The sequence below is a fragment of the Streptomyces melanosporofaciens genome (genome assembly GCF_900105695.1).
In the GTDB taxonomy this organism is placed as follows: Bacteria; Actinomycetota; Actinomycetes; order Streptomycetales; family Streptomycetaceae; genus Streptomyces; species Streptomyces antimycoticus.
Window position 1 is genome coordinate 6456239 of sequence record NZ_FNST01000002.1, and the last position, 22826, is coordinate 6479064.

Annotated in this window: 14 protein-coding genes and 2 pseudogenes; 5 read left to right on the forward strand and 11 right to left on the reverse strand. The window is 71.4% G+C overall.

Annotation, left to right across the window (positions count from 1 at the left end):
• The first annotated feature begins 26 nt into the window (after window positions 1-26).
• Window positions 27-335, forward strand: coding sequence for a hypothetical protein (locus BLV72_RS30830; RefSeq protein WP_059146559.1), 309 nt, complete (start codon window positions 27-29; stop codon window positions 333-335).
• Between the two features lie 62 nt (window positions 336-397).
• Window positions 398-853, forward strand: coding sequence for a peroxiredoxin (locus tag BLV72_RS30835; RefSeq protein ID WP_093466350.1), 456 nt, complete (start codon window positions 398-400; stop codon window positions 851-853).
• 283 nt (window positions 854-1136) lie between these two features.
• On the opposite strand, the gene BLV72_RS30840 is transcribed toward BLV72_RS30835, so the two are convergent.
• The 11 genes and pseudogenes from BLV72_RS30840 to BLV72_RS30885 all read right to left on the reverse strand — a co-directional run bounded on the left by BLV72_RS30840 (window position 1137) and on the right by BLV72_RS30885 (window position 19039).
• Window positions 1137-4067: a glycoside hydrolase family 2 TIM barrel-domain containing protein gene (locus BLV72_RS30840; protein ID WP_093466351.1), complete on the reverse strand. Its 2931-nt coding sequence runs from the start codon at window positions 4065-4067 to the stop codon at window positions 1137-1139.
• 12 nt (window positions 4068-4079) lie between these two features.
• The gene (locus tag BLV72_RS30845) at window positions 4080-5312 is read right to left on the reverse strand and encodes an ROK family transcriptional regulator (RefSeq protein ID WP_093466353.1); all 1233 of its coding nucleotides are present in this window, start codon (window positions 5310-5312) and stop codon (window positions 4080-4082) included.
• A gap of 275 nt (window positions 5313-5587) precedes the next feature.
• Window positions 5588-7189 (reverse strand): penicillin-binding transpeptidase domain-containing protein, encoded by a 1602-nt coding sequence (locus BLV72_RS30850; RefSeq protein WP_093466354.1) that lies wholly within the window; start codon window positions 7187-7189, stop codon window positions 5588-5590.
• Between the two features lie 48 nt (window positions 7190-7237).
• Complete coding sequence (locus BLV72_RS30855) at window positions 7238-7429, reverse strand: hypothetical protein (RefSeq protein ID WP_093466356.1); 192 nt, start codon at window positions 7427-7429, stop codon at window positions 7238-7240.
• A 165-nt stretch (window positions 7430-7594) separates the two neighbouring features.
• On the reverse strand, window positions 7595-8254 hold the full coding sequence (locus BLV72_RS30860; protein ID WP_093470644.1) for a LutC/YkgG family protein: 660 nt from the start codon (window positions 8252-8254) through the stop codon (window positions 7595-7597).
• 110 nt (window positions 8255-8364) lie between these two features.
• The gene (locus tag BLV72_RS30865; RefSeq protein ID WP_093470645.1) at window positions 8365-9834 is read right to left on the reverse strand and encodes a lactate utilization protein B; all 1470 of its coding nucleotides are present in this window, start codon (window positions 9832-9834) and stop codon (window positions 8365-8367) included.
• A 97-nt stretch (window positions 9835-9931) separates the two neighbouring features.
• Window positions 9932-10684, reverse strand: coding sequence for a (Fe-S)-binding protein (locus BLV72_RS30870; protein ID WP_093466357.1), 753 nt, complete (start codon window positions 10682-10684; stop codon window positions 9932-9934).
• Window positions 10675-12222 carry a rhamnulokinase gene (locus BLV72_RS30875; RefSeq protein ID WP_093466359.1) on the reverse strand — a complete coding sequence of 516 codons (1548 nt, stop codon included), beginning with the start codon at window positions 12220-12222 and terminating at the stop codon, window positions 10675-10677. Before BLV72_RS30875 ends, BLV72_RS30870 begins: the two co-directional genes overlap by 10 nt.
• Before the next feature lie 205 nt (window positions 12223-12427).
• On the reverse strand, window positions 12428-14467 hold the full coding sequence (locus tag BLV72_RS48140; RefSeq protein WP_167746628.1) for a bifunctional aldolase/short-chain dehydrogenase: 2040 nt from the start codon (window positions 14465-14467) through the stop codon (window positions 12428-12430).
• 183 nt (window positions 14468-14650) lie between these two features.
• Window positions 14651-15805 (reverse strand): annotated as a pseudogene (gene rhaI / locus BLV72_RS48145) (L-rhamnose isomerase); the annotation flags it as partial.
• A 30-nt stretch (window positions 15806-15835) separates the two neighbouring features.
• Entirely contained in the window at window positions 15836-19039 is a 3204-nt protein-coding gene (locus BLV72_RS30885) for an alpha-L-rhamnosidase (RefSeq protein ID WP_093466362.1), read from the reverse strand.
• A 235-nt stretch (window positions 19040-19274) separates the two neighbouring features.
• Here BLV72_RS30885 and BLV72_RS30890 point away from each other — a divergent pair, with 235 nt between their 5' ends.
• The 3 genes and pseudogenes from BLV72_RS30890 to BLV72_RS30900 all read left to right on the forward strand — a co-directional run bounded on the left by BLV72_RS30890 (window position 19275) and on the right by BLV72_RS30900 (window position 22808).
• Window positions 19275-20801 carry a sugar ABC transporter ATP-binding protein gene (locus BLV72_RS30890; RefSeq protein ID WP_208905781.1) on the forward strand — a complete coding sequence of 509 codons (1527 nt, stop codon included), beginning with the start codon at window positions 19275-19277 and terminating at the stop codon, window positions 20799-20801.
• A complete protein-coding gene (locus tag BLV72_RS30895) occupies window positions 20798-21841 on the forward strand; it encodes an ABC transporter permease (protein WP_093466365.1) in 1044 nt (347 codons plus the stop codon). The genes BLV72_RS30890 and BLV72_RS30895 overlap by 4 nt, the downstream gene beginning before the upstream one ends.
• A pseudogene (locus BLV72_RS30900) lies at window positions 21838-22808 on the forward strand (ABC transporter permease). Before BLV72_RS30895 ends, BLV72_RS30900 begins: the two are co-directional and overlap by 4 nt.
• Window positions 22809-22826 lie beyond the last annotated feature (18 nt).

Below are 22826 nucleotides of genomic sequence, written 5' to 3' on the forward strand. Positions count from 1 at the left end.
CTCCCATGTACGGAGTTGGGGACGAGATGAGTGCCACATGGTGGCTTATGCAAGGTGAGGCCGCAGTCGGCGAGTTACGCCAGTACGGGGTCGACCAGCCGGTTTTTCTGTGCCACTTCACGCCGGGACCGGCCTGGGAAGCCGTCCGGGCGCATTTCGAGGCATGGTCCGCGCTGCGCGGACCGGACCCCGACGGAAGCCGTACCGCCCAGGTCATCCGGTCCATCATGGACCTCGGGCTGCGGCTGGTCCCCACGGACGACAGCCCGTCGATGACGCTGTTCACCGAATGCATCCTGCGCATCGACGGCCATACCGCCCGGCTGCGCTGCTGACGGGCCGCTGAGCACGTCCGTTTCCCCCGCCGCTCCGGGCGGGGGGCGGGTAGCGTGCACCCATGGACATCGGTGATGTGGTCGAGGACTTCGAGCTGCCGGACGAGAACGGCGCCGTCCGTTCGCTCAGTGGGCTGCTGGCGGACGGTCCGGTGGTGCTGTTCTTCTATCCGGCCGCCTTCACCCCCGGCTGCACCAAACAGGCGTGCCACTTCCGGGACATCGCGGCGGAGTTCAAGGAGCTCGGCGCCCAGCCGGTCGGGGTCAGCGCCGATTCGATCGAGAAGCAGGCGGAGTTCGCCCATGCGTACTCCTTCGGCTATCCGCTGCTGTCGGATCCGGAGGGGACCGTACGGGAGCGGTTCGGGGTGAAGCGCGGGATCGCGGCGGTGCCGACCAAGCGGGTCACCTTCGTGATTGACACCGACCGCAAGGTGCTGGAGATCGTCAAGAGTGAGTTCCGGATGAGCGTGCACGCGGACCGGGCGCTCGACGCTTTGCGCGGCAGGAGCGCGTAAGGCCGCCTGCGCGGCCGGGTACGGCAGGCCGACAACACGTGATGCGGGGGTGTTGGCGACAGGCGCGGGGGCTCTGCCCCCGCCCCTTCCCGAACCGGGACGCTGCCCCGGCCCCCGCTGGGCTACGCACCGGACCCGTTCCGGGGGCTCCGCCCCCGAACCCCGGCGGGGGCAGCCCCTTGGACTGCCCCCGCACTCTTCTGACCGGCGGGCGCGGTGCGGGTGGTGTAGGCGCGTACGGCCGGGGCCGGTCGCCGTGGCCCGCCCCGGCTGTACGCGACCGTCAGCTCAGCCGCGAGAACGTGAACGAGAACTCGGCCGGCGCCACGTCCAGGCGGTGCTCGTCCAGCACCCCCGGGCCGCAGGACTGGGTGCCGATGCCCTGCTGGCCGTGGTCCAGGTTCACCCACACCGTCTCGTTCGACGCCTCGAGATCCGGTGTGTGCTCGGCCGCGTCGAGCTGCTCGGTGGTCCAGCGGCGCGCGGTGAACCAGAAGGCCGGCTCGCCCTCGATCCGCACCCCCGATCCGTCGGGCGCGGTCAGCCGCACCCAGCGGACGTCGATCCGGGCGCCGTTCTCCTGCGGGCGGACGTACGGCGTCTGGAGCTCGTCGACCGACAGCGCCCACCGCCCCACCCGCGCGGCGGCACGCGTGTCCGGGTACGCCTCGCCCGGGCCGCCGCCGAACCACTCGGCCTGGCCCAGCGCGGCCGGGACCCCGAGCCGCAGGCCCAGGCGCGGCAGCGGGCAGGTCCACTCGCCCAGCGGGTTGACGGAGACCGCCAGGCTCAGCCGTCCGCCCTCATCGGCGGTCCAGCGGTAGACCGTCTCCAGACCGAAGTCGACGGCGGCGGGCGCGACGCGGGTACGGACGGTCAGCGCACCGTCCGGCGTCGTCTCCACCGCGTCGGTCCGGTGCCGCACCCGGTGCAGTCCGAACCGGCGCCAGATCAGGCCCCAGCGCTCGTCCGGCTGCCAGGACGCGCCGTTGTCGTTGTCGGTGGGCGCGCGCCAGATGTCCAGCCGGGGCGGTTCGGTGACGGGCAGTCCGCCGAGTGACGTCAGGGCGCCGGTGGCCGCGTCGAAGACGCCGGGGCCGAGCACGATCCGGTCGCCGTCGCGGCGTGGCGCCTCTCCCGAGGCGAGGGTGCGCGCCCGGCCGGTGCCGGGCGCGGTGGCGGGGAACTGCGCCCAGGCCACCGTATGGCCCGCCTCGGCCCATGCCGTCGTGGCCGCGAGCCGCGCCTCGACGGTCCACCGGGTCTCCGCCCCCGCCTCGGCGGCCGGCGGTGCCGGGAGCTTCAGCTCGGCGGACTCGCCCGGGGGCAGCGGCGGCACCGCCAGCTCACCCGAGCCGATCGCCTCGCCCTCCGCCTCATAGCTCCACGAGAAGACGAGAGGGGACAGATCGGCGAAGTCATGGCCGTTGGTGATCCGGACCGTGCCGTCGGCCCCGTCGCCCTCGATCCGCACCGGCTCGATGACCTTCTTGTACTCGATCAGCCCCGGGGAGGGGGTGCGGTCGGGGAAGACCAGCCCGTCGCAGACGAAGTTCCCGTCGTGCAGCTCCTCGCCGAAGTCCCCGCCGTACACGTGGTAGAAGCGGCCGTCGGGGGCCCGCCGGGTGAAGCCGTGGTCGATCCACTCCCAGACGAAGCCGCCCTGGCAGCGCTCATGCGCCTCGAACAGCCGCTGGTACTCGCCCAGTCCACCCGGCCCGTTGCCCATGGCGTGCGCGTACTCGCACTGGATGAACGGCAGCGCCCGGCGCTTCGCGTCCAGCTCCGGATCGCCCCACGGTGCCTCGGTGCGCCGGCCGATCTGGTCGACCTCCTCGTGCGGCGCGTACATCCGCGAGTAGACGTCCGTATCGGCGCACGACAGATCGCCCTCGTAGTGGATCACCCGGGACGGGTCGCGCTCCCGGATCCAGTCGGCCATGGCGGACAGCCCGCGTCCGGTGCCGCACTCATTGCCCAGCGACCACATCACGATGGACGGGTGGTTCTTGTCGCGCTCGACCATGCGCTCGGCGCGGTCGAGCAGCGCCGGGGTCCAGCGGTCGTCGTCCACCGGGTTGTTCCGCCAGTCCAGGACGCCGAAGCCATGGGTCTCCAGATCGCATTCGTCGATCACCCACAGCCCCAGCTCGTCGCAGAGCCCGAGGAAGGCCGGATGCGGCGGATAGTGGCTGGTGCGCACGGCGTTGATGTTGTGCTGCTTCATCAGCACCAAGTCGCGGCGCATGGTCGCGAGGTCCACGGCCCGCCCGTTCGAAGGGTGGAACTCATGCCGGTTGACGCCGCGGAAGAGCACCCGCCGTCCGTTGACCTTGAGCAGTCCGTCCTCGACCGCCACGGTGCGGAAGCCCACGTGCAGCGAGACGCTCTCGCCCACGGTGGTCAGCCGCGCCTGGTACAGCCGCGGTGTCTCCGCCGTCCACGGTTGGACGGGGACGGTGGCGCTCTCCCCGGTGGCCAGGTCAAGACCCAGCTCGGGGACGGTGACCCGGCCGCCGGGGTCGGAGTCGATCCGCAGCGTGCCCTCGCCGGTGGTGTGGTCGTACGAGGCGTGGACGAAGTAATCGGCGAGCGCGCCCTCGGGGCGGTGCTCCAGCGTCACCTCGCGGAAGATGCCGGGCAGCCACCACTGGTCCTGGTCCTCGAGATAGCTCCCGGAGGACCACTGGTGGACGCGGACGGCCAGTACGTTCCCCGACGGCTCGAGCAGGTTCCCGACCTCGAACTCATGCGGCAGCCGACTGCCCTTGAAGGTGCCGAGCTCCTCGCCGTTGAGCCAGACCCGGGCGCATGACTCGACGCCCTCGAAGCGCAGCACCGCCTCCCCGCCCTCCGGCCAGTCGCCGGGCAGGTCGAAGACGCGCAGATGGTCGCCGGTCGGGTTCTCGGCGGGGACGTGCGGCGGGTCCACCGGGAACGGATAGAGCACATTGGTGTAGATCGGCGCCCCGTGGCCGTGCAGCACCCAGTGGCCGGGCACCGGGAGCTCGTCCCAGCCGCGGGCGTCGTAGCCGGGGCGGGCGAAGGAGTCGTCCTCGGCGGTGGCGGTCGGCGACAGCCGAAAGGACCACGTCCCGTTCAGGCTCAGCCGCGCGGCGTCGGAGGATGGGGTCCAGGGGCGTGGCGGCAGCGCTCCCGCGCCGGGGGAGACGTCCTCGTAGTAGGGCAGTGGTGTGTGCTGCGTGGAGCTCATCGTTCTCCTCGGTCAGCCCTTGGCACGGCTTCTTGGTGTGGTGTGGCGGTTCTTCAGTCCCACCGACGCGAGCGAGCCCTCCAGGGCGAAGGTCGCCGCGCCGAGGCTCACGGGGTTGGACGGGATCGGGCACAGCACGATCTCGGTGTTCGCCAGCGGGCGGCGCAGCGCGCGCACCGCCACCGCCGCGCGCACCTCGGCGAGCAGCGGCTCCCCGAGGGCGGCCGCGACCCAACTGCTGAGCACGATCACCTCCGGGTTGAGCAGATTGATCAGATCGGCGAGGGCGGCGCCGAGATAGCGCGCCGTGGTGTGCACGACCTTCATGGCCACCGGATCGCCTGCCGTGAGGCCCCGGCCGAGCGCCTCGATGGTGGCCGTCTGGTCGTCCGGGTGCAGCAGCGGGCTGTCCGGGCTCAGCTCGCGCAGATTCCGCATGATGCCGGGGGCGCCGACATAGGTCTCCACACATCCCTGGTTGCCGCAGTGGCACTGCCGTCCGTCCAGGACGAGGGTGGTATGCCCCCACTCCCCGGCGCTGTTGCTGGCCCCTCGGTGCAGGGTGCCGCCGAGCGCCAGCCCGGCCCCCACGCCCGTACCGAGGTTGACCACCACGGCGTCGTTCCGCCCGCGTGCCGCCCCGAACCACTGCTCGGCCACGGTGCAGGCGCGCAACGGATTGTCGAGGTGCAGGGGGTAGGGGAGGTGCTCGGCCAGCAGCCGCAGGAGCGGGACGTCATGCCAGTCCCAGTTGGCCGCGAACACCGAGACCCCGCCCTCGCGGTCCACCTGCCCCGGCATGCTGACGCCGACGCCCAGCACCCGGTCCGCGGCCACGCCCGCCTGCTCGACCACCGAGGACACCGCGTCCGCGATACGCGCGACCACCTTGCCCGGGTCGTTCTCCTGCGGGCGCAACTCCTCGTCCGCGCGGGCCAGGACGGTCAGCGCCAGATCGAACAGCTCGACATGGATATACGTCTCGGCCACATCCACGCCGATCAGCGCGGCGCCCGAGGAGTTGACCGCGACCAGACCGCGCGGCCGGCCGCCGTCGGAGTCCTCGTAGCCGACCTCGACCAGCATCCCGAGGTCGAGCAGCTCACCGACGAGATTCGCGACCGTGGCCAGGCTCAGCTCCGTCGCGGCGGCCACCTCCTGCCGGGAGACGGGGGATTGGGCGACGATATGGCGCAGCACCCCGTAGCGGTTGGCGGTGCGTATGTCGCGGGAGGTGCGCTTCACGCCGGAATCCCCTCTGCGCGGGCAGATGCGGTGCCGTGCTCTGTGTCGCGTTCTGCCGTGCCGTGCCGTGCTCTGTCGGCTGCCGCGCCAGGCTAGAGCGTGGGTCGGACCATGGACAACCCCTTAGCCCAACCCCTGTACGAAGTGGCGGGGCAGCGGGGGAGGGCAGGGGGTAGCGGCCTTTGAGTACCGCTCGTCGAGTACCGGTTTCGAGTACCGGCTTCGAGTACCGGTTTCGAGTGCCGGCTTCGAGTACCGGTTTCGAGTGCCGAGGGTCAGCCGGTTTCGAGTACCGCGCGGACGACGGGCCCGGCGGCATCCCCGCCGTGGCCGCCGCCGGTGACCACGGCGGCGGCCGCCACATCGTTGCGGTAGGCGGTGAACCAGGCGTTGGTCTTGGGCTGGCCGTCGATCTCGGCCGACCCCGTCTTGGCCCCGATGTCGCCGGTGAGCCCGGACATCGCCCGGGCGGCGGTGCCGCTCGTCGCGGTCAGCCGCATCATCGCCCTGAGCTGCGACCTGGTGGCGGGGCTGAGGCTGCGGTCGCTGGTGGCGATCTCCCGGTGGTCGACCGAGCGCGGCACGATCACGGGCTGCTTGAAGGTGCCGGTCTGGGCGGTGGCCGCGACGGAGGCGATGGTGAGCGGGTTCATCTGGACCGTGCCCTGGCCGATCATGGCGGCGGCCTTGTCGTCGCCGCTTCCGCTCGGCACCTCGCCGTCGAAGGTGGTGATGCCCACCCGCCAGTTCAGCCCGAGGCCGAACACGGTCCGCGCCTCCTGGGCCACCGCGCCATCGGGCACGGCTCCGGCGAGCGAGACGAACGCGGTGTTGCAGGACGCCGCGAAGTCCTGGGCGAAGGTGGCGCCGGGGTTCTCGCTGTCCTCGACGTTGTGGAAGGTCATGCCCTGTGCGTACGCCGCCGTCTTCGGGCACGGCACCAGATGGCCCGGGCTGACCTTGCCCGCCTCCAGCAGGGTCGCCGCGGTCACTATCTTGAACGTCGACCCCGGCGCCGTCTGCCCCTGCAGCGCGGCGTTGAACTCGGCCTGGTCGGAGTTGGCCACCGCCAGGATCTCCCCGGTGCTGGGCCTCAGCGCCACCACGGAGGCGCCGTCGCGGGTGGCCACCGCCTTCTCCGCGCGCTTCTGCACCCCGGCGTCGAGGGTGGTGCGCAGGGTGCCCGGCGTGCCCTTCTTCACCACGTGAAGCGTCGCTCCGGCGGTCCCGTCGGCCTTGATCGCCGACACCTCCACCCGCGCCGTGCCCCCGGCGTCCGCCCCGTATCTCGCCCGCAGCGCGATCAGTACCGGGTCGAGCGAGGGATAGCGGCCCTGCCGCAGCTCCTTGCCGTCGCGGTCCAGCACCCGCACCGGCGGATTGTCCGCCAGGTCCGTCCGCACGGACTCATCGGCCGCGAGCTTGGGATGGAGGACCGAGGGTCTCCAGTCGACCAGCGGCTTCTTGGTCGTCCGGCCGCGCACCACGGTCAGCCGCGATGCATACGTCCAGCTCGAACGGGTCTTGTCGAAGACCACTTCGGCCTTGACGGTGAACGGCACCGTGGTGCCCCGGGCCGTGCCCGGGGTGACCGTCACCTTCTCCACATGGCCGTCGTCGCGATAGCCGCTCAGCGCGCCGATGGCCGCCTCGGCGTCGTTGGTCAGCCCGGCGGCCAGCATGTCATTGCCGTCCGCCCATGCGTCCAGGAATTCCCGCGCGGTCCGCCGGGTCTCGTCCGCGGTCACCGGACCGTCATGGGCCGCGGTGGTATCGCCGCCGGTCACGCCCGTGTAGAGGTTGTATCCGCCGTACCCGGCGACGCCCAGAAGCCCCGCCGTCACCGCTCCGAAGACGACCTTGCCCACAGCCCCCATGGCGTCCCCCGCTTTTCAGATGTGGTCGGCTCGTGCCGCTCGTGCCGCTCAGGCGGCCTTCTCCACCTCGCCGCGCAGCGCCCGGGTGTAGACCTTCAGCAACCGGCTGTACTCGGCCCGCTCCGAAGGCCGCAGTGCCCGGCCTGCCCGGGCCCGCAGAAAGACGCGAATCGCCTCATTGGCCTGGTCGGTGGAGGAGGTGGTCAGTAAGGCAGGTTGTTGAGTAGGAGTCGGACGCATGCCATAAGAGTAGAGGCCCCTACCGACAACGGCATCGGCGTAAACCGCCCAACTGCGGTGTTACCGGCGGTATGTGAGGAAGACCGCATCGCCCGCACGGGTGTTCCGTCGCCTGCCCCTATGGCATATGCCCCGCCGTGGCCGGGGTATGCGTCCCCCGCTTCGTCAGCTCTGACCAGCGGTTTCCGGCCCGGCCGGCGGCCCGGTGAGGATCACTTCGAGGGTGCGGGGGCCGTGGACGCCTTCGACGCGATCGAGTTCGATGTCACTTGTCGCGGACGGGCCGGAGATCCACGTCAACGGGCGGGCCGGATCCAGGCGTTCAAGGCCCTCGGGGACGGAGTCCACGACCTGGTCGGGCACCCGGATGACGCAGATGTGGTGGTCGGGAACGAGGGTGATGCGGCGGCGGCCCTGGTCGGGGGCGGCGTCCAGGACCACGGTGCCGGTTTCGGCGATGGCCACCGCGCAGGCCGTCACCACGCTGGAGACCGCGTCCAGGTCATGCGGGGTCAGCTCCGCCGTGTCCGGGACCCGGCGCACCGCGTCGGGGACGGCGGACAGCCAGGAGTCGGGGAGGCCGGGGGGCACGGCCACGCTGGTCGCGCCGCGGTCGGCGAGGAGGCGGGCGATCAGGGCGGGGAGGGAGGCGGTGTCGGCGCGGTGGACGATCGCGCGGTAGTCGGCCAGGTGCTCGGCGAGGAGGTCCACGGTCCCGGCGGGGGTGCGGTCGCCGTGGACGCGGTGGTAGGTGCGCTCGACCGGCACCGCGTCGGGCGTCTCGGCGCGCGGCACATCGGCCAGGGCGCGGCGGACGCGGGCCATGACCAGGGCGCGGGAGTCGGGGCTCTGGGCGCCGGCGGCCTGGGTGCCGGCGCTCTGGGTGCTCTGGGTGCTTTGGATTCCGGGGTTCCGGGAGCCGGGGGCTTGCGGGGTCATGTGGTCTTCCTTCCCTCCGTGCCGCTCTCGCCCCGGGTGCGTTGCCACCAGTCGCGGAACGACTCCTCCGGCACCTTCGGCAGCTCCCGTGTATCGCTCCACGCCCGCCCCGGACCGGGCAGCCGACGCGGATGGAAGCGGCGGGTGCGGGAGGCCAGGCGCTGGCCGGTGCGCAGCACCCGGGGGTGGTCCAGGGCCCAGCGGGCGGCGCGCATCGCGGCGCGCTCGGCGGCGTGGCCCTTGGCGGGCTTGATGACGGTGCGGGTGCCGCGGACGGAGACGGGCCCGCCCTCGACCACGCGCTCACGGAGGTGGACCAGGATCTCCGGGATGTCGATGGCGACCGGGCACACCTCGTAACACGCCCCGCACAGGGAGGAGGCGTACGGGAGGGAAGCGTCCAGTTCGCTCTGGACGCCGCGCAGTTGGGGGGTGAGGATCGCGCCGATCGGCCCCGGGTACGCCGATCCGTAGGCATGGCCGCCCGCCCGCTCGTACACCGGGCACACATTGAGACACGCCGAGCAGCGGATGCAGCGCAGCGCCTGGCGGCCCACGGTGTCGGCGAGGGTGTCGGTGCGGCCGTTGTCGAGGAGGACGAGGTGGAAGGCGCGGGGCCCGTCCGCGTCCGTGGTGCCGGTCCAGGTGGAGGTGTACGGGTTCATCCGCTCGGCGGTCGAGGAGCGGGGCAGCAGCTGAAGGAAGACCTCCAGGTCCTGGAAGGTGGGGACGATCTTCTCGATGCCGACGACGGAGATCAGCGTCTCGGGGAGGGTCAGGCACATCCGGCCGTTGCCCTCGGACTCCACGACCACGAGTGTGCCGGTCTCCGCGACCATGAAGTTGGCGCCGGAGATCCCGACCTTGGCATTCAGGAACTTCTCGCGCAGGTGCAGCCGCGCGGCCTCCGCCAAGTCGGCGGGCGCGTCGGTCAGCCGCTCCGGGGCCGGGCGGCCCCACTGGGCCATCTTCTCCGCGAAGATGTCGCGGATCTCGCCCCGGTTGCGGTGGATCGCCGGGACCAGGATGTGTGACGGGAGATCGTCGCCGAGCTGCACGATCAGCTCGGCGAGATCGGTCTCGTACGCCGTGATCCCGGCGGTGGCGAGGGCGCCGTTGAGGCCGATCTCCTGCGTGGCCATCGACTTGACCTTGACGACCTCGCGCTCGCCCGTCGCTCGCACCAGCTCGGTGACGATCCGGTTCGCCTCGTCCGCGTCCGCCGCCCAGTGGACGTGGCCACCGGCCGCCGTGACCGCGCTCTCCAACTGCTCCAGATAGTGGTCGAGATGGCGCAGCGTACGGTCCTTGATGGCCGCGCCCGCGGCGCGCAGCGACGACCAGTCGTCCAGTTCGGCCACCGCCGCGGCGCGCTTGGCGCGGATGGTGTGGGTGGCGTGGCGGAGGTTGGCGCGCAGCTGGGTGTTCCGGGTCGAGGCGTCGGCCGCCGCCGGGAAAGCGGGCATCCCCAGGTAGGTGGCTTGGTGGGTTCCGCTCACCAGTCGTGTCCTTCCCTCTGGGGTTCGCTCACCTGATGGTGTCCGCTCGCCTGGCGGTGTCGGTTCACCAGACGTTTCCTTCCGTGCTGGCCAGGATCTCGGCGATGTGGACGGGGCGGACCGTGGAGCCCTGTCGGGCGAGTGTGCCGCCGATGTGCATCTGGCAGGAGTTGTCCACCGTGCACACGGCCTCGGCGCCGGTCGCCGTGATGTTGCGCGCCTTGTCCGCCCCCATGGCCGCCGAGACGGCCGCGTTCTTGACGGCGAACGTACCGCCGAAGCCGCAGCACTCATCGGCCCCCGGCAGCTCCACCAGGTTCAGCCCCTTCACGGCGGCGAGGAGCGAACGCGGGCGGTCGCCGAGCCCCAGCATCCGCAGCCCGTGGCAGGTGGGGTGGTAGGTCACGGTGTGCGGGTAGTACGCGCCGACGTCGGTGACCTTCAGGACGTCGGTGAGGAATTCGGTCAGCTCGTACGTCTTGGGGACCGCCTCGGCCGCCGCGTCCGCGAGCTCCTGGCCACGACCCTCGGCGGCCGCCTTGGCGCCGATCCGGGGGTAGTTGTCCCGCACCATCGCCGCGCAGGACCCCGAGGGGGCCACCACATAGTCGTAGTCGCGGAACGCGGCGGCGTAGCGGCGCACCAGCGGTTCGGTCTCATGGCGGTAGCCGGTGTTGAACTGCGGCTGGCCGCAGCAGCTCTGCGCCTCCGGGAAGCCGACCTCCACGCCGAGCCGTTCGAGGAGCGTGACCACGGCCTGGCCGGTGTGTGGATAGAGGGTGTCGTTGACGCAGGTGATGAAGAGCGCTACGCGCACGGTTCCTCCTCGTCGCCCAGGCCGGTGGCGGCCCTTGTGACCTGCGCGTCCCCCAGCCGGGCGGCTGCCCGGTCCCACGCCGAATGATCACCTGTGGGCTCATACTGCCTCAGTGGCTGGGTGCTGTGAAGCAGCGCGCGCAATTCGGACAGCCCGCCGCTGATCACTCCGGCCGCCCTGGCCTGGACCAGTACGTTTCCGAGGGCCGCCGCCTCGGCCGGGCCCGCGATCACGGGGAGCCCGCAGGCATCGGCCGTGAGCTGGCACAACAGCGCGTTGTGCACGCCTCCGCCGACGATATGCACGGTGCGGACCGTACGGCCGGACAGCCGCACGGCGTCGTCGATCGCGCGGCGGTGGGCCAGGGCGAGGGAGTCCAGGACGCAGCGGGTGGTCTCGGCCGGGGTGCGGGGGACGGGCTGGCCGGTGCGGCGGCAGGCGTCGGCGATGCGGTCGGGCATGTGGTGCGGGGCGATGAAGGCGGGGTCGCCGGCGTCGACGACCGAGCGGAGGGGGGTGGCTTGGGCTGCCGCTTGGAGGAGTGCGGTGAGGTCGGTGGTGGTGGTCTGGGTGGCTGTGGTGCCTTGGGTTTCCCAGGCGCGGACGCATTCCTGGAGCATCCAGAGCCCCATGATGTTGCGCAGATAGCGGACCGTGCCGTCCACGCCCAGCTCATTGGTGAAGTTGGCCGCGCGGCTCGCCTCCGTGAGTACCGGCGCGTCCAGCTCCAGCCCGGCGAGGGACCACGTGCCGGTGGCGATGTACGCGAAATCGGGCGCGGTGGCCGGGACGCCGACGACGGCGGACGCGGTGTCGTGCGAGCCGACGGCGGTCACGGGGACGGGGGTGGTGAGGCCCGTCTCGGCGAGGACCTCCTGGCGCAGGGTGCCGGCGGGTTCGCCCGGGTGGCGCAGGGGCGGGAAGAGTGCCAGATCGATGCCCAGGGCCTGCGCCACGGGGGTGGCCCAGTCGCGGGTGCGGGGGTCGATGAGCTGGGTGGTGGAGGCGTTCGTCAGCTCGGTGCCGGGCTCGCCGGTCAGCCAGTACGAGATGAGGTCGGGGATGAGGAGGAGGCGGTGGGCGGCGGTGAGGGCGGGGGTGCCCTGGGCCGAGATGAGCTGGTAGATGGTGTTGAAGGGGAGGTGCTGGATGCCGGTGGCGGCGTAGAGGGCCTGGGGCGAGAGCACTTTCGCGACCTTTTCGGGTGCGTTGGTGGTGCGGGTGTCGCGGTAGTGCACGGGGTTGGCCAGGAGGGTGCCGTCGGCGGCCAGTAGGCCGTAGTCGACGGCCCAGGTGTCGATGCCGATGCTGGTCAGGGGGTGGGTGGTGGTTCTCGCTGCTGCCTTCAGGCCGTTCAGGATCCCCTGGTAGAGGGACAGGATGTTCCAGTGCAGGGTGCCCAGGACGCGGGTGGGCTGGTTGGGGAAGCGGTGCGCCTCGTGGAGGGTCAGCCGTTCGGGGGCGACCTCACCGACGATGACGCGGCCGCTGGACGCACCGAGGTCTACGGCGGCGAAGCGGTGCTCTTTGGTGGACACGTGGACCTCGTGGTGGGTGGGGTGCGTGGGTGGTTGCTGTGGGTACGTACGGGGCGGGGGCCGGGGGGCCTCCGGGGCGGGGCCCTGGACCGTATATTCACGGCGCCGTTGGCCGGGGGCGCGGGGCTGGTCGGAGCTTGGCGCCACACATACGCGTAAGCGTCCAGGACCCCACCCCTGCGACCCCGTGCCCCTCACGCGCGTGTCAGCGCAGGAACGCCGCCGCGACCCCCGCGTCGACCGGGATGTGCAGACCCGTGGTGTGGGTCAGGTCGCCGCCCACGAGCGTGAAGACCGCGTTCGCCACGTGGGTCGGGAGTACTTCGCGTTTGAGGAGGGTGCGCTGGGCGTAGAACTCGCCCAGCTTCTCCTCGGGGACGCCGTACACGGCGGCGCGTTGTGCGCCCCAGCCGCTTGCGAAGATGCCGGAGCCCTGGACTACGCCGTCGGGGTTCACGCCGTTGACGCGGATGCCGTGCTCGCCCAACTCTGCGGCGAGCAGGCGGACTTGGTGGGCCTGGTCGGCCTTGGTCGCGGAGTACGCGATGTTGTTCGGGCCCGCGAACACGGCGTTCTTGGAGGCGATGTACACGATGTCGCCGCCCATGTTCTGGGCGATGAAGGTCCGTGCCGCTTCGCGGGAGGCCAGGAAGCTGCCTCGGGCCATGATGGTGTGCTGGAGGTCCCACTCGTGGGTGGTTGTTTCGAGGAGGGGCTTGGAGATGCTGATCCCGGCGTTGTTGACCAGGATGTCCACCCCGCCGAAGTGCAGGGTGGCCTGGGCGAATGCCGCCTTGATCTCTTCTTCCGAGGTGATGTCGGCGGTGACGGCGATGGCCTTGTCCGGGCCGCCCAGCTCCTGTGCGACGGCTGTGGCCGAGCCTGTGTTGATATCCGCCACCACTACGCATGCGCCCTCGGCCACCAGGCGGTGGGCGATGGCCTTGCCGATGCCTGAGCCGGCGCCGGTCACCAGGGCGATGCGGGTCGCGAGGGGCCCCGGCTTCGGCATGCGCTGGAGCTTGGCCTCTTCCAGCGCCCAGTACTCGATGCGGAACTTCTCCGACTCCTCGATGGGGGAGTAGGTCGACACCGCTTCCGCACCGCGCATGACGTTGATCGCGTTGACGTAGAACTCGCCTGCCACGCGGGCTGTCTGCTTGTCCTTGCCGTAGCTGAACATCCCGACACCGGGGATGAGCACGATGGCAGGATCCGCGCCGCGCATGGGAGGGGAGTCGGGGGTGGCGTGGTGGTTGTAGTAGGCCGCGTAGTCGGTGCGGTAGGTGGTGTGGAGTTCCTTGAGGCGGGTGATCGTCTCGTCGAGGGGGGTGTCGGGCGGGAGGTCCAGGACGAGGGGACGGACCTTCGTGCGGAGGAAGTGGTCCGGGCAGGAGGTGCCGAGGGCCGACAGGCGTGGGTGTTCGGCGCGGGAGACGAAGTCCAGCACGGTGTCGTTGTCCGTGAAGTGGCCCACCTGGGGGCGGTCCGAGGAGGCCAGACCGCGGATCACGGGCGCCAGGGCGGCCGCGCGGGCGCGGCGCTCGGCGTGGGGGAGGGTGGGGTGGACGACGGGGCCGAACGGGTCCGCCTTGCCGCGAGTGGTGAGGAACTCCTCGGCGGTGCGGATGATGTGGAGGGAGTTGGCCTCGCACGCGGCGGAGGTGTCGCCCCAGGCGGTGATGCCGTGGCCACCGAGAATGCAGCCGATGGCCTGGGGGTTGGCCTTCTTGATGGCGGCGATGTCCAGGCCCAGCTGAAAGCCGGGCCGGCGCCAGGGCACCCAGACGACCTGGTTGCCGAAACACTCCTTGGTGAGCGCCTCGCCATCGGCCGCGCAGGCGAGGGCGATGCCGGAGTCGGGGTGGAGATGGTCGACGTGGGCGGCGTCGACCAGGCCGTGCATAGCCGTATCGATGGACGGCGCGGCCCCGCCCTTGCCATGCAGGCAGTAGTCGAACGCCGCGACCATCTCGTCCTCGCGATCCACCCCCGGATAGACCCCGGTGAGTGCGCGAATCCGGTCCAGACGGAGCTCGGCGAGCCCGGAGTGGGCGAGCGTGCCCAGATCGCCACCGGAGCCCTTGACCCACATCAGCTCGACGTCCTGACCCGTGACCGGGTCGGTCGCGGTGCCCTTGGCGGAGGTGTTTCCGCCCGCGTAGTTGGTATTGCGGGGGTCGGCACCGAGACGATGCGATCGCTCCAGGAGCGCGGCCGCCTCGGGGTGGGGTTCTGCGGTCATGACGTCCTCTTTGTGTGGACCGGGCCGGTCTCGGCGGATGGGTCTCGGTGGCGGCGGGAGACGTGTCCCGCAGGTGCGTGATTGGGGGCCGGCGGCCGTGGGCGGCGCGGGTCGGGGGCCCGGGGGCTTGCCCCCGGATTCGGGAAGGGGCGGGGTGGGGAAGGGCCCGGCGCAGGCGCTACGCCCCCACCCCGCCTGCTGCCCACCCACCCGCTCCGAAACGATCCGCTCCGCCCACCCCGAACCCCGGTACGCGCCCATCGGGTCGGCATCGATGCCCAGTTCCTCGCGGACCTCGGCGAGCAGCGGCCGTACGTCCGTGTTGTAGGCGTCCATCAGCACCGCATTGGCGCCCAGCACGTCCCCCGTGCGCTGGGCCTCGCCCAGTGCGTCACCGTCGACCAGGAGGGCCTTGGCCGTGGCCTCCTGGACGTTCATGACGGAGCGGATGATCGCCGGGATCTTGGGCTCGATGTTGTGGCACTGGTCGAGCATGAAGGCGACCCCCGAGGTCAGCCCGCCACCCCGGACCACCTCGTACATGATCCGGAAGAGCTGGAAGGGGTCGGCGGCGCCCACCATCAGGTCGTCGTCCGCGTAGAAGCGGGAGTTGAAGTCGAAGGCGCCGAGCCTCTTCTCGCGCAGGAGGAGGGCGACGATGAACTCGATGTTGGTGCCGGGGGCGTGGTGGCCGGTGTCGACGCAGACCTGGGCCTTGGGGCCGAGCTTGAGGCAGTGGGCGTAGGCGGTGCCCCAGTCCGGGACGTCCGTGGTGTAGAAGGCGGGCTCGAAGAACTTGTACTCCAGCAGCATCCGCTGGTCGTCGCCGAGACGGTCATAGACGGCGCTCAGGGCCTCGCCGAGGCGGTCCTGGCGGGCCGCGATGTCGTCCTGGCCGGGATAGTTGGTGCCGTCGGAGAACCAGAGCTTGAGGTCACGGGAGCCCGTGGCGTCCATGATGTCGACGCACTCCAGGAGGTGGTCCAGCGCCTTGCGGCGGACCGCCGGGTCGGGGTGGGTGACCGAGCCCAGCTTGTAGTCGTCGTCCTGGAAGACGTTGGAGTTGATGGCGCCCAGTTTCAGGCCGCGTTCCTCCGCGTACTTGGCGAGCGCCCCGTAGTCCTCGACCCGGTCCCAGGGGATGTGGAGGGCGACGGTGGGCGCCACTCCGGTGAAGGCGTGCACCTGGGCGGCGTCGTCCAGCTTCTCCTGGGGGGAGCGCGGGACACCGGGCTGGGCGAAGACCTTGAACCGGGTTCCGGAGTTGCCGTACGCCCATGACGGCGTCTCGACCGCCTGGCTCTTGAGGGCCGCCTTCACGGCTGGAACGTCAGACATGAATCTCCTTCATGAAACGATTCAAGAAACCTAGCCGCGCGGTCCACCACGCGTCAAGAAGTGGTGGGTCCCCGAGCCCACGGCGAACACCGCGCATCCGTCCGCCATCCGCAGCAGGCGGCCGCCGCGACGGGTCACGTCCGAGGCGCGGCGGGCGGGGACCCAGACCTGTGCGGTGGTGTTGACGGGGATGGACACCGTGAGGGTGAAGTCCTCGCCCTGGGACCAGCGGGTGGTGACCGGGCCGTAGAGGGAGTCGTAGCGGCCCTCGGCGGAGCGGACCTCGCCGCCGGGGCGGGGCCGGATGAGGATCTCGCGGAAGCCGGGGGCGGCGGGGGCGATCCCGGTGATGTTCTGGTACATCCACTCGCCGACCGAGCCGTAGGCGTAGTGGTTGAACGAGTTCATCCCGACGTCCTGGAAGCTTCCGTCCGGCTTGATGGAGTCCCAGCGCTCCCACATCGTGGTCGCGCCCCGGTCGATCTGGTACCCCCAGGAGGGGAAGGTGCGCTGGTGGAGCAGGCGGTAGGCGACATCGGTGTGACCGGTCTCGGTGAGGGTCGGGAGCAGCCGGGGGGTGCCGAGGAAACCGGTGGACAGATGCCAGTCGCGCTCCTGGATGAGGGCCACGAGCCGGTCGGCGGCGGGCTTGCGGAGGGCGGCGGGGAGCAGGTCCATGGAGAGCGCCAGCACGTACGCGGTCTGGGTGTCGCCCTTGATCCTGCCGTCGGGGGAGACATAGGCGCGGTTGAAGGCCGCCTTGATGCGGGCCAGGAGGTCTTCGTACGGGGCCGGGTCCTCGTCAAGGACGTGGGCCGTGCGGGCGACGAGGTCGGTGGCGTGGGCGAAGTAGGCGGTGGCGATGACGTCCTTGGGGGTGTCCGCCTCGACGCTGAGCCAGTCGCCGTAGCCCTCGGCGGGCCGCAGCAGGCCGGTGCTGTGCTGTTCCAGGTAGGTGATCCAGCGGCGCATGGCCGGCCAGTTCTCGCGCAGCACCTGGGTGTCGCCGTACGCCTGGTAGAGGTTCCAGGGCACGGTCACCCCGGCGTCGCCCCAGCCCGCGACGCCGTCGCCGACATCGCCGAGGTTGGGGGCCACATTGGGGAAGGAGCCGTCGTCGGTCTGGCCGTCGCGCATGTCCTGGAGCCACTTGGTGAGGAAGCGGGCGGACTCCATGGCGTAGGCGGCGGTGCTGGAGAACACATTGATGTCGCCGGTCCAGCCGAGCCGTTCGTCCCGCGCCGGGGTGTCGGTGGGGATGGACAGGAAGTTGCCGCGCAGACCCCAGGTGATGTTGGAGTGCAGCTGGTTGAGCATCGCCGAGTCGGTGTGGAAGGACAGGGTGAACGGGGCGGCGGTGTGCATGACCCGCCCGGTGACCGCGTCGAGGGAGGGCTTTCCGGGGTAGCCCGTCACCTCGACGTAGCGGAAGCCGTGGAAGGTGAAGCGCGGCTCGTAGGTCTCGGGGCCGCCGCCCTTGAGGGTGTACGTGTCGACGGGGCGGGCGGTGCGCAGGTTGGCCGTATAGGCTGTGCCGTCGGGGCCCAGCACCTCGGCGTGGCGGATCCGGATCTTTCGGCCGGCCGGGCCGGAGACCGTGAGGCGGACGCTGCCGACCATGTTCTGGCCCAGGTCGAAGAGGTGGACGCCGGGGGCGGGTTCGGTGACCTCGACGGGCTTGATCTCGCGTTCCACCCGGGTCGGGGCGTCCGTCTGGGCCACGACCTCGGCGGTGATGTCCGCGGCCGTGACGGCGGGGTGCCAGCCGGTGTCGTCGAAGCCCGGTGAGGACCAGCCCGGGGTCTCCTTACGGGCGTCGTACTCCTCGCCCATCAGCACATCGGCCGTCAGCAGCGGGCCGGTGGCCGCGCGCCACTGCTGGTCGGTGGTGATGCGCTCGGTGCTGCCGTCGGCGTACACGACCTCCAACTGGGCGAGCAGGGCGGGGTGGTCGCCGTACTGGGCCTGGCCGAGCCAGGCGATGTTCCCGGCGTACCAGCCCGGGGCGAGGGTCACACCGAGGGCGTTGGCCCCGGGGCGGAGGGCGTCGGTGACGTCGTAGGTCTGGTACGCCACCCGCTTGCGGTAGTCGGTCCAGCCGGGCGCCAGTTGGTCGCGGCCGACGCGGACGCCGTTGAGGCGCGCTTCGTAGAGGCCCAGTGCCGTGGAGTAGAGCCGGGCACGTGCGACGGGCTTGGTGAGCCGGAAGGTGCGGCGCAGCTGGGCGGGGGACTGGAGGGGGAGCACCCTGCCCCAGGGCCCGCCGCCCCAGGCGGCCAGCTGCTTGGCGGTGGCCCAGCCGCTGTCGTCGAAGTCCGGGTCCGGCCAGGCGGCGGGGGGTTTCGCGTCGGTCGTGCGCCACGTGGCATCCGTGTGGTGGTGGGTGGTGGTGCCGTCGTCGGTGGTGAGTTCCAGGGTGGCCAGCAGCCCCGCCGGGCCCTTCTCGGCGTTGGTGGCCGAGAGGGCGAGGGTGGCGGCGCCCTGCCGCAGGAATTCGGTGACGTCGACGGTGGCCGGATGGCTCCACGCCTTGAGCACGCCCAGGGCCTCGCGGGCGGCGACCTCGGTGCCGTTCACATAGGCGGTGAAGCCGTCGTCGGCGGCCACCACCAGCCGGGCGCGGCGGACGGTGCCCGTGGCCCGAACCGAGGAGCGGAACCACCGGGTGGCCGCCGGGGCCTCGGTGGCCGGATCCCCTTCGGGGAACCAGATCCAGGAGGCGCCGTCCAGGGCCGGGGGCGCGGTCAGCGCGGCGGGCGCGGTGATCCAGCGCGCCTGCCACTGCCCGTCGCCCAGCAGCCCGGTCTCCCACCAGGCGGGGGCGGACCACGGGGAGGGGCGGCCGTGATCGTCCCAGACCCGCACCGACCAGTGGTACCGGGTGCGCGGCCGCAGGGCCGGACCGTCGTAGGGCACCAGGACCGATTGGCGTGAGCTCTGCTTGCCGCTGTCCCAGACATCGGGGTCGCCGAGCCGGTCGGGGGAGGTGGCGACCCGGATGTGGTACGCGCTCTGCAACTGGTCGCGGGCGTCCGAGTCGAGGATCCAGCTCAGCCGGGGGCGGCGGGCGTCGAGGCCGAGCGGATGGGGCGCGTACTCCACCGTCGTGCTCCGGACCCGCAGCCCGGCGGCGGGGCGGTCCTCGGCGGTGGCGGACGGGGTGAGAGCGGGCAGACCCGTGAGGGCCGTACCGGTGGCAGCGGTGGTGGCGAGCAGGTGGCGTCTGCTGATCACGGTCTTCCTCCAGGGAGGCTGGTAGGAACGACTGGCATGAGCCATGGAATGAAAACGATTCAACCCAAGGCGCCTGGACCGTAGGGCCGGAGTTCTGGGCGCGTCAAGGGGGCTGGATCGATGTGGGCATATCCCGTGCACACCCCCTTGACGGCCGCAAAGCGCAGGGCTAGCTTCCCGGAATCCAGCATTGAAACATTTCATTTCCCGCCCTGGGTATGCGTCAGGAGACTCCGTGAGCCAGCCTGCTTCGACCGGTGTGCCGGTCCTCGCCCTCGAGGGGGTGAACAAATCCTTCGGCGCCGTACGGGCCCTTCGCGATGTCTCGCTCGAGCTCTTCGCCGGTGAGGCCCATGCCCTGGCCGGTGAGAACGGGGCGGGCAAATCGACGCTGATCAAAGCCCTCGCCGGGGTGCACCGGCCCGACTCCGGCCGGGTGCTGCTGGACGGCGAGCCGGTGGTCTTCCACGGCCCGGCCGATGCGCGCGACGTCGGCATCGCCGTCATCTACCAGGAGCCCACGCTCTTCCCCGATCTGTCCATCGCCGAGAACATCTTCATGGGCCGTCAGCCCCGTCGGGCCCTCGGCCGGATCGACCACAGGGCCGTACGGACCTCCACCGCCGCGCTGATGGCGCGGCTCGGCGTCGAGCTCGACCCGGACCGGCCCGCCCGGGGTCTGTCCATCGCCGATCAGCAGATCGTCGAGATCGCCAAGGCGCTCTCCTTCGACGCCCGGGTGCTGATCATGGACGAGCCGACGGCGGCGCTGACCGGAAGCGAGACCGCCCGGCTCTTCTCGGTCGTCGAGACGCTGCGCGCCGAGGGCGCCGCCGTGTTGTTCATCTCCCATCGCCTGGAGGAGATCTTCGAGCTGTGCCAGCGGGTCACCATCCTGCGGGACGGCCGGTGGGTGGCCTCCGAGCCGCTGACGGGGCTGACCCAGGACGATCTGGTCCGCCGCATGGTCGGCCGGGACCTGGCCGAGCTCTACCCCAAGCAGGACAGCCGGGTGGGCGAAACCGCGCTGTCGGTGCGGCGGCTGACCCGTGAGGGCGTCTTCCGGGACGTCTCCTTCGAGGTGCGGCGCGGTGAGATCGTCGCGCTCGCCGGGCTGGTCGGCGCCGGGCGCACCGAGGTCGCCCAGGCCGTCTTCGGCGTGGACCGGGCGGACGCGGGCGAGGTGCGGGTCGACGGGACGGTACTGCGGCCCGGTTCGCCGACCGCCGCCATGGACGCCGGGCTCGCGCTCGTCCCCGAGGACCGGCGCCAGCGGGGCCTGGTGATGGAGATGTCCATCGAACGGAACATCGGGCTCACCGGCCTCGACCGGCTGGGCCGCGCCGGACTGGTGCAACGGACGCTGGAGCGCGGCCGGGCGACCGACTGGGCGGTCCGGCTCCAGCTCAAGTACGGCAGCCTCGCCGACCACGTCGGGGTGCTCTCCGGCGGCAATCAGCAGAAGGTCGTGCTCGCCAAGTGGCTGGCGACCGAGCCCACGGTGCTCATCGTCGACGAGCCCACGCGCGGGATCGACGTCGGCACCAAGGCCGAGGTGCACCGGCTGCTGTCGTCGCTGGCCGCCGACGGCCTCGCGGTGCTGATGATCTCCTCCGATCTGCCCGAGGTGCTGGGCATGGCCGACCGGGTCCTGGTGATGCACGAGGGCCGGCTGGTCGCCGAGATCCCGCGTGCCGAGGCCACCGAGGAGTCCGTGATGGCCGCCGCGACAGGGCTCACCGGCGAAAGGACACGGACGTGAGCGTGACCGTCGAGAAACCCGGGAAGCCCGCCGCCGCGCCAAAGACGGCGCGCTCGGCGCGTTCGCTCGTCGACGCCGTCTTCCGCGCGCGGGAGATCAGCATCGCCGGCGCACTCCTGCTGCTGGTGCTGTTCACCTGGATCGCCGAGCCGCGCTTCCTGGGCGGCCAGGGCATCAAGGACCTGTTGCTCAACGCCGCGATCCTGGTACTGCTCGCGGTCGGGCAGTCGGTGGTGGTCATCACCCGCAATATCGATCTGTCGGTCGGCTCCGTGGTGGGCCTGTCCGCCTTCGCCTGCGGGAAGTTCGTCTCCGGCACCGACCACGGGGTGCTGACGGTTCTGCTGCTGGGCCTGCTCGTCGGCGCGGGCTGCGGCATCGTCAGCGGCGCGCTGGTGAGCTTCGGACGGGTGCCCGCGCTGGTGGTGACCCTCGGGATGCTCTACATCATCCAGGGCGTCGACTACTGGTGGGCGCAGGGCGAGCAGATCAACGCGGCCGATGTGCCGCAGCCCGTGCTGGACCTCGGCAGCGGCAGCGTGCTGGGCATCCCGTATCTCCCGCTGATCGCCTTCGCGGTGCTCGCCGGGACCGCGTACGTCCTGCGCACCTACCGCAGCGGCCGTGAGCTGTACGCCATCGGCTCCAGCCCGGAGGCCGCCCGGCTGGCCGGGGTGCCGATCCGGCGGCGGGTGCTGGGCGCGTATCTGTTCTCCGGCGCCGTCTCGGGCTTCGCGGGCGCGCTGTGGCTGGCCCGCTTCGGCACCGTCGTCGCCGACAACGCCCACGGCTGGGAGCTGACCGTGGTCAGCGCGGTGGTGGTCGGTGGCGTCGCCATCGTCGGCGGCACCGGCACGGTGTGGGGCGCGGCGCTGGGCGCGCTGCTGCTCACCACCATCGGCAGCGCCCTGGCCGTGCTGAAGGTCGACTCCTTCTGGCAGGACGCCATCGCGGGTGCGCTGCTGCTGGCGGCCATCAGCGTGGACCGGATCGTGAGGGTGCGCATGACCCGTGCGCTGAGGAAGAGGAGCGCACGATGAAGCTCAGGTGGGACACCGCCGTCGGGGTGCTGCTGGTGGCCGTCTTCCTCACCGGACTGGGCACCACGGACGGCTTCGCGAGCCGCGACAACCTCGCCTTCGCCTTCAACGACATCGCCGAGGTGGCGCTGATGGCGCTGCCGATGACCCTGCTGGTGGTGGCCGGGCAGGTGGATCTGTCGGTGGCCTCGATGCTCGGCCTGGGCAGCGCGCTGACCGGCCAACTGTGGGACGCGGGCTGGGCGTTCGAGACCATCGTGCCGATCGTGCTGCTGGTCGGGGTGGTCGGGGGGCTGATCAACGGCTGGCTGGTCACCCGGGTCGGGCTGCCCTCGCTCGCCGTCACCATCGGCACGCTCGCCCTCTACCGGGGGCTGGCCTCGGTGGTGCTCGGCACGGGCGCCATCACCGACTTCCCCGAGACGTACGCCAAGTGGGCCGTGGACACCACCACCGTGCCCGGCACCTTCCTCACCTATCCGGTGGCGCTGTTCATCGTGCTGGCCGTCATCGCGGCCGTGGTGCTGCACGCCACGGGCCTGGGCCGGTCGCTGTTCGCCATCGGCGCCCAGGAGGACGCCGCCTACTTCGCGGGCATCCGCGTCAAGCGCGTCAAGCTGCTGCTGTTCGTCGTCAGCGGGCTGATCTCGGCCTTCGCGGGGTCGTGTTCACCCTGCGGTACGGCAGCGCGCGGGCCGACAACGGCCAGGGCTTCGAAATGCTCGTCATCGCCTCCGTCCTGCTGGGCGGTGTCGACTTCGACGGCGGGAAGGGCACGCTGTTCGGCGCCGTCGCCGGGGTTCTGCTCATCGGCGTCCTGAAGAACCTGCTGACCCTCAATGACGTGGCCAACGAGGTCCAGGTGATCGTCACCGGGCTGCTGCTGGTGGCCTCCGTCCTCACCCCCCGCCTGATCACCACCGTGAGCGCCTGGCGTCACCGGCGCGCCGCCGCCTCGACAAGCTGATCCACCCACGCACCGCGA

Excerpts from the sequence above, each read along its gene's own strand:
- BLV72_RS30830 (WP_059146559.1), top strand. The coding sequence starts at position 27 with ATGAGTGCCACATGGTGGCTTATGCAAGGTGAGGCCGCAGTCGGCGAG.
- BLV72_RS30840 (WP_093466351.1), bottom strand. The coding sequence starts at position 4,067 with ATGAGCTCCACGCAGCACACACCACTGCCCTACTACGAGGACGTCTCC.
- BLV72_RS30835 (WP_093466350.1), top strand. The coding sequence starts at position 398 with ATGGACATCGGTGATGTGGTCGAGGACTTCGAGCTGCCGGACGAGAAC.
- BLV72_RS30850 (WP_093466354.1), bottom strand. The coding sequence starts at position 7,189 with ATGGGGGCTGTGGGCAAGGTCGTCTTCGGAGCGGTGACGGCGGGGCTT.
- BLV72_RS48140 (WP_167746628.1), bottom strand. The coding sequence starts at position 14,467 with ATGACCGCAGAACCCCACCCCGAGGCGGCCGCGCTCCTGGAGCGATCG.
- BLV72_RS30865 (WP_093470645.1), bottom strand. The coding sequence starts at position 9,834 with ATGCCCGCTTTCCCGGCGGCGGCCGACGCCTCGACCCGGAACACCCAG.
- BLV72_RS30855 (WP_093466356.1), bottom strand. The coding sequence starts at position 7,429 with ATGCGTCCGACTCCTACTCAACAACCTGCCTTACTGACCACCTCCTCC.
- BLV72_RS30860 (WP_093470644.1), bottom strand. The coding sequence starts at position 8,254 with ATGGCCCGCGTCCGCCGCGCCCTGGCCGATGTGCCGCGCGCCGAGACG.